The following is an 11,926-nucleotide window of genomic DNA, read 5'->3' as shown; positions in this document are numbered from 1 at the left end:
AGTATAAACTAATGAATAAATGTTTATTTTGTAAAAAGAATTTAGAAAAAGAATTTTATGAAAATAAAATAGGAAAGTTTTGTAATGAAGAACACTATGATAAATATTTAAAAAGTTTAGGTAAAGAAGAATATATAGAGCTACAACACTCAATGTGTGTTTGTAGTGATGATAAAAAAAGAACTCAAAAGAGTTCTTTTTTTATACTTACTATTAAAACTATAATTATTAAAAATTGAGATAATGTTATACGAACATTTTTATCACTAATATTTGTAAAGAGTTTCCTTAAAGATAGTAGTATATACTTTATATGTAATATAAAATGTATTGAAATAAGTCCAACAGCAAAATAAGAACAATACTTATGTAAAGATTTAAAAGGTACATTATTTTAGCGCGTAGAGTTACCTTGCCTTTTTAGATATGCATAGAGATACCTTTTGTCCAATTCCAATTTAAAATATTATGAATGATAATTAATATAAAGATAATAATTGTTAATTAATTTTAATTATTTATAATATAACATTTTTTCTTTATAAGCTTAAAGAACGATAATTGATAAAATGCGATTAATATTCGCAAATTAAAGGAAAATATATATATTAGTATTTATAAAAGTAGAAAAAGTCTGTATAATTAATAAGGAAGTGATTTACTAATTTGATAGTGTAAGTAATTTATTTTTATTAAATTGTAAGTTTAGAAAAATTAATTAAGTATAAGGAATTAATATGAAAGTTTTTTGTTATGAAGATAATAAGATAAATCAAAAGAGATATTTATATGAGTCACTAGGCATTAATATTAATGAAAAAAATATAATTTCATTTGTAGGTGGAGGGGGGAAGACAACATCAATATATACTTTAGCAAATGAATTAAGTAATTTAGGGAAAAAAGTATTAGTTACAACCACCACACATATGCATATGCCAAAGGATTATATTAATTTCAAGGGTGACATAAATGAAATAAAAGAGAGATTTAAGGGTAATAATTTAATTACTGTAGGTATTAAGGATAAAGATGAAAAAATATCATCTGTAGGTAATGAAATTGCAGAAATATTAATAGAACTATGTGATTTTTTACTTATAGAAGCAGATGGATCAAAAATGTTGCCATTAAAGGCACCAGCTAGTCATGAACCAGTTATTTTAAGTAATACAACTATGATCGTTGGAGTTGCTGGAATAGACTCTCTAAGAAAAAGTATAAAAGAAATATGCCATAGACCAGAACAAGTATGCAATATACTTAGGAAAAAAGATTACGACACAATAAATGAAGAAGATATTGCAACTTTATTAAGTAGTGAAAGTGGACAAAAAAAGCATATAGATAAATGTAATAATGCAGAGTATAGAGCTATTATTAATAAGGTTGATGATGAAGAATTACTATGTAATGCAGAAATAATATGTAAGTATTTGAAAGAAAAAGATGTACAGGCTGTTATTACAAGTTATAAAAATTAGTTTTAAATTTTAGAGGTGATGTATGATAGTACTTATAAAAGGTGCAGGTGATTTAGCTACAGGTATAGCTTATAGATTAAAAAAAAGTGGATTTGATATTGTTATGACAGAAATTAATAATCCAACTACAGTAAGAAGAACTGTGGCATTTTCACAAGCAGTATTTGATAATGAAATTGAAATTGAGGGTATTAAGGGAATTAAGGTCAATAATATTGATGAGATATATATAGAAATAAGTAAAGGTAATATACCAATAATAATTGATGAAAAGGCAAATATTATAAAAGAATTAAATCCAAATGTTGTGGTGGATGCTATAATTGCTAAAAAAAATTTAGGAACAAGTATTAATGATGCACCAATAGTTATTGGAGTTGGACCAGGTTTTGAAGCTAAAAAAGATTGTCATTTAGTAGTTGAAACTAAACGAGGACATTATTTGGGAAAGGTAATAGAAGAAGGAAGTGCAATACCTAATACTGGAATTCCAGGAGATATAGGCGGATATACAAAAGAAAGAATTATTAGAGCATCAAGTGAAGGTAAAATAAAACCAGTAGCAAGAATAGGTGATTATGTTAAAAAGGGAGATGTAGTTGCTTATATAGATGGTGTAGAAGTTTTAGCAGAAATAGATGGAATAATAAGAGGAATGTTACAAGACGGTATAGAAGTATTTAAAGGAATGAAAAGCGGCGATATAGATCCTAGATGTGAAAAGAATCATTGTTTTACTATATCAGACAAAGCTAGATCAATTGGTGGTGGAGTTTTAGAAGGTATATTATATATGAATAACAAAAAATTAAACTTAGAATAATTAAATATATAAAAGGGGGAATATAAGTGAAAAAAGTTATAGATGCAAAAGGAAAGGCTTGCCCAATGCCTGTTATAATGGCAAAAAAGGAAATAGATACAGGAGTAAAGTTTTTTGACATTGAGGTAGATAACAAGATTGCAGTTGAAAATTTAAAAAAGTTAGCAAATAGTCAAGGTTTTACAACTACTATTGAAGAAAATGATGGCAATTTTAAAGTTAACTTTTCAAATGGATGTGAAGAATGTGAAGAGGTTTTAGCTAAGGTTGAGGGAAAAAAGCCATTAGGTAATTGGAGTATATTTATTAATAAAGAAATAATAGGTGCTGGTAATGAGGAGCTTGGACAATCTTTAATGAAAATGTTCATTTATACTATTTCAGAAGGTGAGGATTTACCTAAGTCAATTTTATTTATGAATGGTGGAGTAAAAGTTCCTAGCTTAAATGAACAAGGGATAGAACATTTAAAAGTTTTACAAGATAAGGGTGTAGAATTATTAGTTTGTGGAGCTTGCCTTAATTTTTATGGATTAGAAGATAAATTAGAGGTGGGTAAAATCAGTAATATGTATGAGATAACTAATGCTATGAAAGAGGCTTCAAAAGTTATAACTATATAATTATTACAAGTAAATGAACTTTATAGTATATAAGGTCAACATAATAAATATAGCTATCTAGAATAATAAAGATAGTGCAATTTATATGTTTGACCTTATTTAGTATAAATTATTTTATTATAATTGAATAATCTTTTTTATCAGTTACTTCGCCAATGATTCTTGTCCAAGGATTATATAATTCCATACGAGACATATATTCTAATGCATCTTTTTCTGGCATTGATAGTAAAAGTCCACCAGAAGTTTGAGGGTCTAAAAGGATATCTTTCATTTCTTGTGAAATGTTATTAGAGCATGTAAATAGATTTTGAAGATATTCTAAATTATTATACATTCCTTCAGGGATTATTCCCATTCTAGCATATTCTAAGGCATCATTAAGAATAGGAAGAGATTCAGTAAATATATTAATAGTTTTATCACTACCACTGGCCATTTCATAACTATGTCCAATTAAACTAAAGCCAGTTATATCAGTACAAGAATTAACAGTTAAATTTTTAAATGAATCTTTTGCATACTTATTTAATGTAGTCATAACATTAGTTAGTTCTTTGATTTTTTCAGGTGGTAATAATTCTGCTTTTGTAGCTGTATTTAAAATTCCTACACCAATAGGCTTAGTTAAAACAAGTACATCACCAGTTTTAGCATTACTATTTGTAAGAATTTCTTTTGGATGAGCAAAGCCAGTAACACAAAGCCCATATTTAGGAGTTGGATCGGCAATGGTATGTCCACCAGCAACAACAGCTCCAGCTTCTGCTATTTTGCTATAGCCACCAGATAATATATCATGCATTAAAGATGGATCTAAACATGATGGAAAGCATAGTAAATTCATAGCAACAGCAGGATCGCCCCCCATAGCATAAATATCACTAAGTGCATTTGTAGCAGCAATTTGTCCGAAAGTATATGGATCATCTACCATTGGTGGGAAGAAATCTACTGTTTGTATTGAAACTTTATCATCAGAAATTTTATATACACAGGCATCATCTTTTTTATCGAAGCCTACTAATAGATTTGGATTTTCAAATTTAGGTAAATTATTCAAAACAGAATCTAAGACAGCTGGACCAATTTTTGCAGCACAACCAGAACTTTTAGTTAAAGATGTTAGTTTTATAGTCTTCTTCATATTATTTCCCCTCTACTATTAGAAATATTTATATATTAATAATTATAATAAGAAAATAACAAAAACAATAGTGTAAATGATATAATAAAGAGATAATGTTTTTAGAATAATAACTGGTTTAAGAGAGAGTTTTATTTATGAAGGGAAATATGGTTAGACAATATATAAATTCTATAGAGAATTTTTCTGGAGTTGTGAGCATCAAGGAAAATAAACATATTTTATTTGAAGAAGCATTTGGCTATGCGGATATTGCTAATGAAAGAAAGAATAATCTAAATACTAGATTTGGAATTGCTTCAGGTGCAAAATTATTAACGTCAATAGGAATATGTAAATTGGTAGAAGAGGGCAAGATAAGTTTTGATGATTTATTAAAGAGTTTTGTAAGTAGTGAAATTTATAGTGATGATATTACAATTAAACATTTATTAACTCATACAAGTGGCATACCTGATTATTTTGATGAAGAGGTAATGGATGATTTTAGTGAGTTATGGATAGAAAATCCTATGTATTTATTAAGACAACCAAGTGATTTTAAAAAATTATTATTTAAGGGAAAAATGAAAAGTAAACCATGAGAAATTTTTTCTTATAATAATAGTGGCTTTATAGTTTTAGCTATGGTTATAGAAAGGGTAAGTAATATGCCTTTTGTAGAATTTATTAAAAAATATATATTTGGTGTATTGGATATGAATTCATCAGGATATTTTGCGTTGGACATGCTACCAGAAAATTGTGCTAATGGATATATAAGAAATGATGATGGAAGCTTTAAGAGTAATATATATTCCATACCTGTTATAGGTGGTGGTGATGGTGGTGTATTTATAAATGCACACGATATGAGTAAGTTATGGAACGGTTTGTTAGAGTATAAAATATTAAATAAAGAAATAACAGATGAACTACTTATGCCACATGTTAATGTAGAAAATGAAATATATTATGGATATGGAATATGGATGCAAAAAAAAGATGATGAAATATACAAATATTATATAACAGTAAATGATCCAGGAGTAGATTTTAGATCATCAATATATCCAAGGGAGAATTTAGAGGTAACAATATTAGCTAATAAGGAATTTGGAACTTTTGATATATCTAAATTTATTCAAGAAAATATATAAATTTTAAATTAAACTAGAGAAATTATTAGAAATATGATATAGGTTATAAAGAAATAAAATTTACAAAAGAAAGAAGGAGAAAATAATGCTAATAAGCAAAGAGAAAAAGTTTTATAAATTGATTTTAAGTATTGCTTTACCAATAGCAGTTCAAAATCTAATTACTTTTGCAGTAAGTATGATTGATACCATGATGCTAGGTTCGTTAGGAGAAGTACAGTTATCAGCAGCTTCAATAAGTAATAATTTATTCTTTATTTTAACCATACTAATTTTTGGGTTAGCTGGTGGTTCAAATATATTAATATCTCAATATTGGGGGAAGGGTGATGTAAAGACAATACATAAAATACTTTCAATAATGTATAGAGCTTGTGTAATAATTGCAGCAATATTTATAGCTATTGCAATAATTTTTCCATCAGGGTTTATGAAAATTTATACTACAGATATAAGAGTTATTGAAGAAGGAACTAAATATTTAAGAGTTATAGCAGTTGGGTATGTTTTCTATGCAATAACAAATTGTACTATAATGATGCTTCGTTCAGTAAAAACAGTTAAAATTTCGTTAGTTGTATATACTGCATCTTTAATAGTTAATGCATTTTTTAATTATATATTAATATTTGGTAAGTTTGGTGCACCGGCGTTAGGAGTAAAAGGTGCAGCTATTGCAACTGTTATAGCAAGAATAACAGAGCTTTCTATAGTACTAATTTTTATGATTAAGTATGAAAATAAGATAAATTTAAAGATGATCCATTTATTAAAAGTGGACAAGTTAATATTAAAAGACTTTTTATCTAATTGTACGCCTGTATTATTTAATGAATTTTTATGGTCAACAGGTTCAACAATGATTTCCATAATATTAGGAAGGCTTGGAACAGAGACCGTTGCAGCAAACAGTATAAGTAATGTTGTATTTCAGTTTGTAACAGTATTCATATTTGGGCTTTCAAATGCCACAGCAGTAATAATAGGAAATACTATAGGTGAAGGTAAAAATGAAAAAGCTAAGGAGTATTCACGAACAGTAGGTGTATTAAGCATTATTATGGGAATTATGGCTGCAGGAGTAATTTTGTTAATAAGACCTATTGTAGTAGATTTTTATAATGTATCACAAATAACTAAAGATATTGCAATTCAAATTATGGGCTCTATGTCAATTATAGTAGTATTCCAAAGTTTTGGAGTTACCTTAATGATGGGTGTTTTACGAGGTGGTGGAGATGCCAAGTTTGTATTAGTAAATGATATTATATTCTTATGGCTTGTAGCAATTCCATGTGGATTTTTAACTGCCTTCGTATTAAGATGGCCCATTGCAGCAGTATTTTTTGTTGTAAAAAGTGATGAGATTATTAAATCAATAATTGCATCTATAAGGGTATTAAGCGGAAAATGGGTAAGAAATGTTACAAGAGATTTTCAATTAGAAGAAGCATAAGTTGGGGTTAGTCCATATAATTGCCAGTATTCTTTTAACTGATTAAAGACAAACTATATATAACTTTTTATTAAAGTTGTATATTAAAAAGAGAGGTGAAAAGAGTTTGGCTAAAAATAGAAATGAAAAAAAGCCTAAGCAGAATAAAAAGGCTAAAACAAAAATAGTTAATAATGATGAAGAACAATAATTAAGTGTATAGAAATAGGATTCATTTTATATTAAGTGAATCCTATTTTTTTGAGATAGTTTATGTTGGCTCTATTTTTATCTATAAGTTATGATAAGAGAATAGTTAAAGTATTATTTATTTAAGCTTTATGGTAAAATTATAAAAAATTTTTAAAAGATAAAGGAGAAGAAAAAATGGATTGGTATTGTGCAGTATGGAATAGTGATAGCGTAAGTAGTGCAGTTGGAGCACAGGTTTTATATGAAATGCTTTGTGAAGGTGATACTTCACTTGTTGGAGAGATAGATTTAATTGATGAATTTTATGAAGATTTAAATTCTAAAAAATTTAATATTGAAATAAATAAGGGAAAGGGATTTATAATAATTGGATGTAGTTTTGAGGATGCGGAACATTTAAATGAGGTAATTCCTCAAATTGCAAAAAAACATGGATTATCATATTTTGAGCCACAAAATATGACCTATATATTTTAAAAATTTAAATAATTACTATATAAAGATTTAAGATAAAATACTATCATCATAAGAGCAATGTGATAGTATTTTATCTTTTAGAAAAGAAGCTTTTGGAATCTTTTCTTCAATTATAGTATGACCATATTACTAGATAAAAATACATAGAAATATTTATTTTTTATTATCTATTTAAGTATTCTTCCATTATTGATTTAACCTTTGGAATAGGAATACTACTACCGCCTCTATCTTTTACATCTTCTATTATCATGGCTATAGCAAGTTTAGAGCTAGTTGTATCAACGGCTACGAACCAGCCATTTTCAGTTCCTGTAGTATCATCTTGAGATGCTTTTATTTCAGCAGTTCCAGTTTTAGCAGCTATATTATATCCAGGAATTTGAGCTTCATGAGCGGCGCCATCAGCATCATTAACCATTGCAGAAAAATCTTCTATTAATGTAGGTAAATATTCAGCTTTAATTGCAGATTCTTTCCAAAGAGTTGGAGAGGTATTGGAACTTAAAACTAATGTTGGATTCATAATATCACCATTATTAGCTAAAGCGCTATAAGCTAATGCCATATTTAAAGGGGTTACCATTAATTCACCTTGTCCATATCCTGTGTCTGCTAATAATATTTCATTATCTAAAGCGCCATTATTAGAAATACTAGATTTAGTCATAGGATATTCAAAGGTAATATCTTCACCTATACCAAATCCCTTAAGTCCATTAATTAAATTTTCACCACCAATTTTTAATGCTAATTGAGCGAAGTATATATTATCTGAATATTTAGCTGCTTCTCTAAGTGTCATTGGAGTAGTAGTATTATGAACTCTAGTAATATTATAATTTCCCCAACTTGAATCCTTTTGCCAACTCAAACCGTCAATAGTAACAGTTTCATCAGCATTTAATACTCCTGTATTAAGACCAATTGAAGCAGTTATAAGTTTCATAGTTGAACCAGGAGCATATGTTTTACTAAATCTGTTGATTTGATCTGTATAATCATTTGCTTCTCTTTCAGCAGCTTTGGTTTTTGTAACATATGTTGTAAACATGTTTGAATCATAAGATGGAGCACTAACTAAAGCTAATACTTCACCAGTTTTAGGATCAACAGCTGTAACAGCACCTTTTTCACCGTTTAATTGTTCATAGGAATTGATTTGTAATGTTGAATCAATAGTAAGTTTAACATCAGTGCCATTTATAACTTCTTTTTTTAAAATTGAAATTTCTTCATTATTTCTACTAAGATAAATTTCAGCACCATCTTCACCACGTAATGTATCTTCATAAACTTGTTCAATACCGGCTTTACCAATTAAGCTACTTTCTGTATAACCTTTATCATTCTTAGATTCTAATTCTTCAGCGGTAATTGCACCAACGTATCCAATTAATCTTCCAAAGGCTTCCCCGCCATTATAAACTCTAGATGTCTTTTCGTTGATAATTATGCCTTCATCATTTCTATTAATTAAAGTTGAAAGTTTTTCATCACTTGAAAGTATATCTACTATTGGAACAAAATGTTCAGGATTTGAGTTTGCAGTTAATTTATTTATAATAGTATCTTCACTTATATCTAAAGTATTTGCAAGTTCAGTTATTTTAGCATCACGATTTTCAGTATCAAATTTAGAAGGATGTATTCCAACAACAGAGATTGTCCCATCTTCTGCTAAAATATTATCATTTCTATCAAGTATCTTTCCTCTGGTGTGACTAAGGGTTCTAACATAAACTTTATCGCCTTCAATCATATTAGGAAATAATAAACTTTCATCCCAATTAATAAGATATTCTTTATCTACTTTATAAATGTTTACTTTGTAATCAGTTAAATTTAATTCTCCAGCAATAGTATTACATTTTAAAGAGAATGGAACAGTATAGTAATCTTCATTTTTTATAATATCACCCAAAATTTCGATTTCTAAATCTTTTAAGTCTATTGCTGAATATATATTTGTATACCTATTTACAAAAGTTTCTTCGTCAATATATTCTTTAGAGCTATTAGTTAACATAGAATACATACCTGAAAAATCGCTATTAATCCATTTCTCTTTAAAAGTATTAAATGCTTCTTCATATTTATTGATTTTTGAACAGGAAACTGAAATAACCATTAGAATTAATAGTAGAAATAACAGTATATTTTTAAAGCTTTTCATATAGACCTCCTTAAACATTGTATTATAGATTATTATACTATTTAATGAAAAAAAATCCAATAATGTAGCATAATAAAAAGAATAATAAAAATATTAAGATTAAATTTGTAGGAAATTATGATATAATTAGTAGAAAATCTTAAAGAAAAAGGAGAAAATATGAGCAAAATTTTAGTATTGGCAGAAAAGCCATCAGTAGGTAGAGATTTAGCAAAAGTTTTAAAGTGCAATAATAATAAAGGTTCATATATAGAAGGAAGCAAGTATGTAGTAACTTGGGCTATGGGACATTTAGTAGGACTTATGGATCCTGAAGGGTATGATAATAAATATAAAGAGTGGAAGATGGAAACACTTCCAATGTTACCTAAGCATATGAAGTTAGTTGTATTAAAGAAAACAGGTAAGCAATTTAATGAAGTTAAAAAGCTTATGAATAGAGATGATGTTAGCGAAATAGTTATTGCAACAGATGCTGGAAGAGAAGGTGAACTTGTTGCAAGATGGACTATAGAAAAGGCTGGAGTAAAGAAACCTCTTAAGAGATTATGGATTTCATCACAAACAGATAAAGCTATTTTAGATGGATTCAGAAATTTAAAAGATGGAAAAGAGTATGAAAATCTTTATAGAGCAGCAGTTTGTAGAGCAGAAGCAGATTGGCTTGTTGGTCTTAATGTAACTAGAGCACTAACTTGTAAATATAATGCTCAATTATCAGCAGGTAGAGTTCAATCACCAACACTTGCAATGATAGTTCAAAGAGAAGAGGAAATTAAAAACTTTAAACCAAAGACATACTACACAATAAATGCAAAAACAAAAGGCTATAATTTATCATGGATAAATAAAGATAATAATAGTAGAGTTTTTGATGATGAATTTGCAAATAAAATTGTTTCTAAAATAAAAGGAGCAGAAGGTGAAATAGTTAATATTAATTCTACTAATAAAAAGAAATTTTCACCTGCTCTTTATGATCTAACAGAACTTCAAAGGGATGCAAATAAGATTTTTGGGTATTCAGCAAAACAAACATTGAATATAATGCAAAGACTTTATGAAAATCATAAAATATTAACTTATCCTAGAACAGATTCAAGATATATATCTACTGATATTGTAGCAACTATTCCAGATAGACTTAAGGCAATTGCAATAGGGGAATATAGAAGCACTGCAGATGGATTATTAAAAACAAAGATAAATGGTAATAAAGGATTTGTAGATAATTCTAAGGTAAGTGATCATCATGCAATAATTCCAACTGAAGAAAAACCTAATCTTTCAAATCTTAGCTCAGAAGAAAGAAAAATTTATGATTTAGTAGTAAAAAGGTTTTTAAGTGTATTACTTCCGCCATTCGAGTATGTTCAAACGACTATAGAAGCAAAAGTTAATGAGGAAAGATTTATAGCAAAGGGTAAAATAGTCATATCTAAAGGTTGGAAAAAGCTTTACGATAAATTAGAAGAAGATTCATCAGAAGATGATATTAAGGAGCAGGTATTACCTAATGTTAATAAAGGAGATAAGTTTGTTGTTGAAAATGTTTCTTTAAATAGAGGAGAAACTAAACCACCATCAAGATTTAATGAAGGTACTTTATTATCTGCAATGGAAAATCCTCATAAGTATATTAATGTAGGAAAAGATGCAGCTAAGACTTTAGGTGAAACAGGTGGATTAGGTACAGTTGCTACTAGAGCTGATATAATAGAAAAACTATTTAATTCTTTCGTTATAGAAAAGAAAGGAAAAGAGATTTTACCTACATCAAAAGGAAAACAACTTATAGATTTAGTGCCTAAAGAATTAAAATCTCCATTATTAACTGCAAAATGGGAAAGTCAACTAGATGAGATAGCAAAAGGAAAGAGAGATTGGAATAGTTTTATTAAAGAGATGAAAAATTACTCTGTTGCTCTTGTAGAAGATGTAAAAGGTGCAAATAGTAAATTTGTTCATGACAATAAGACAGGAAAGAAATGCCCTAATTGTGGTAAATACCTTTTAGAAGTTAAAAGTAAGAACGGAACAATGAATGTATGTCAAGATAGAGAATGTGGATATAGAGAAAATGTTGCTAGAGTTACAAATGCAAGATGTCCTGAATGTAAAAAAAAGTTAGAGCTTAGAGGTCAAGGTGAAGGTAAGATTTATGTTTGTACTGGAGCTAATTGTAATTTTAGAGAAAAAGCATCTGCATTTGAAAAAAGATTTGACAAAAAAGGAAAAGTGGATAAGAGAGAGACGCAAAGAATAATGAGAAAGATGCAAAAAGAAGCTGAGGAAGTAAATGATAATCCATTTGCAGAACTTTTGAAGAATTTTAAATAATATATATAATAATGGCGAAGTTATAAAATTCAGAGTTAAGGTGTGTTTTCGCTTCGCCTTTGTTTTAGA

General features: G+C 28.0%; 9 protein-coding genes and 1 pseudogene. 8 read left to right on the top strand and 2 right to left on the bottom strand.

From position 1 onward, the window contains the following. Positions 1-11: 11 nt before the first annotated feature. The 4 genes from I2E98_RS04095 to yedF all read left to right on the top strand — a co-directional run bounded on the left by I2E98_RS04095 (position 12) and on the right by yedF (position 2,930). Positions 12-239 (top strand): hypothetical protein, encoded by a 228-nt coding sequence (locus I2E98_RS04095; RefSeq protein WP_195467732.1) that lies wholly within the window; start codon positions 12-14, stop codon positions 237-239. 498 nt (positions 240-737) lie between these two features. Continuing rightward, positions 738-1,484 carry a selenium cofactor biosynthesis protein YqeC gene (gene yqeC, locus I2E98_RS04090; RefSeq protein WP_195467695.1) on the top strand — a complete coding sequence of 249 codons (747 nt, stop codon included), beginning with the start codon at positions 738-740 and terminating at the stop codon, positions 1,482-1,484. Positions 1,485-1,506: 22 nt separating this feature from the next. Further along, positions 1,507-2,307 (top strand): selenium-dependent molybdenum cofactor biosynthesis protein YqeB, encoded by an 801-nt coding sequence (gene yqeB / locus I2E98_RS04085; RefSeq protein WP_195467694.1) that lies wholly within the window; start codon positions 1,507-1,509, stop codon positions 2,305-2,307. 26 nt (positions 2,308-2,333) lie between these two features. After that, on the top strand, positions 2,334-2,930 hold the full coding sequence (yedF, locus tag I2E98_RS04080) for a sulfurtransferase-like selenium metabolism protein YedF (RefSeq protein ID WP_195467693.1): 597 nt from the start codon (positions 2,334-2,336) through the stop codon (positions 2,928-2,930). Between the two features lie 109 nt (positions 2,931-3,039). Here yedF and selD read toward each other — a convergent pair whose 3' ends face one another. Beyond that, on the bottom strand, positions 3,040-4,077 hold the full coding sequence (selD, locus tag I2E98_RS04075; RefSeq protein ID WP_195467692.1) for a selenide, water dikinase SelD: 1,038 nt from the start codon (positions 4,075-4,077) through the stop codon (positions 3,040-3,042). 137 nt (positions 4,078-4,214) lie between these two features. On the opposite strand from selD, the pseudogene I2E98_RS15930 reads away from it, so the two are divergent. From I2E98_RS15930 to I2E98_RS04060, 3 genes and pseudogenes are all read left to right on the top strand, one after another. After that, a pseudogene (locus tag I2E98_RS15930) lies at positions 4,215-5,216 on the top strand (serine hydrolase). 85 nt (positions 5,217-5,301) lie between these two features. After that, on the top strand, positions 5,302-6,672 hold the full coding sequence (locus I2E98_RS04065) for an MATE family efflux transporter (protein ID WP_195467691.1): 1,371 nt from the start codon (positions 5,302-5,304) through the stop codon (positions 6,670-6,672). 366 nt (positions 6,673-7,038) lie between these two features. Next, positions 7,039-7,341, top strand: coding sequence for a hypothetical protein (locus I2E98_RS04060; RefSeq protein WP_195467690.1), 303 nt, complete (start codon positions 7,039-7,041; stop codon positions 7,339-7,341). A 163-nt stretch (positions 7,342-7,504) separates the two neighbouring features. On the opposite strand, the gene I2E98_RS04055 is transcribed toward I2E98_RS04060, so the two are convergent. Beyond that, positions 7,505-9,517, bottom strand: coding sequence for a penicillin-binding transpeptidase domain-containing protein (locus tag I2E98_RS04055; protein WP_195467689.1), 2,013 nt, complete (start codon positions 9,515-9,517; stop codon positions 7,505-7,507). Positions 9,518-9,676: 159 nt separating this feature from the next. On the opposite strand from I2E98_RS04055, the gene I2E98_RS04050 reads away from it, so the two are divergent. Further along, positions 9,677-11,857, top strand: coding sequence for a DNA topoisomerase III (locus tag I2E98_RS04050; RefSeq protein ID WP_195467688.1), 2,181 nt, complete (start codon positions 9,677-9,679; stop codon positions 11,855-11,857). Positions 11,858-11,926 lie beyond the last annotated feature (69 nt).

It is taken from the genome of Clostridium sp. D43t1_170807_H7 (assembly GCF_015555905.1).
In the GTDB taxonomy this organism is placed as follows: domain Bacteria; phylum Bacillota; class Clostridia; order Clostridiales; family Clostridiaceae; genus Clostridium.
The sequence above is the reverse complement of the archived record's forward strand: the minus strand, read 5'-3'. Positions and strand labels throughout refer to the sequence as shown.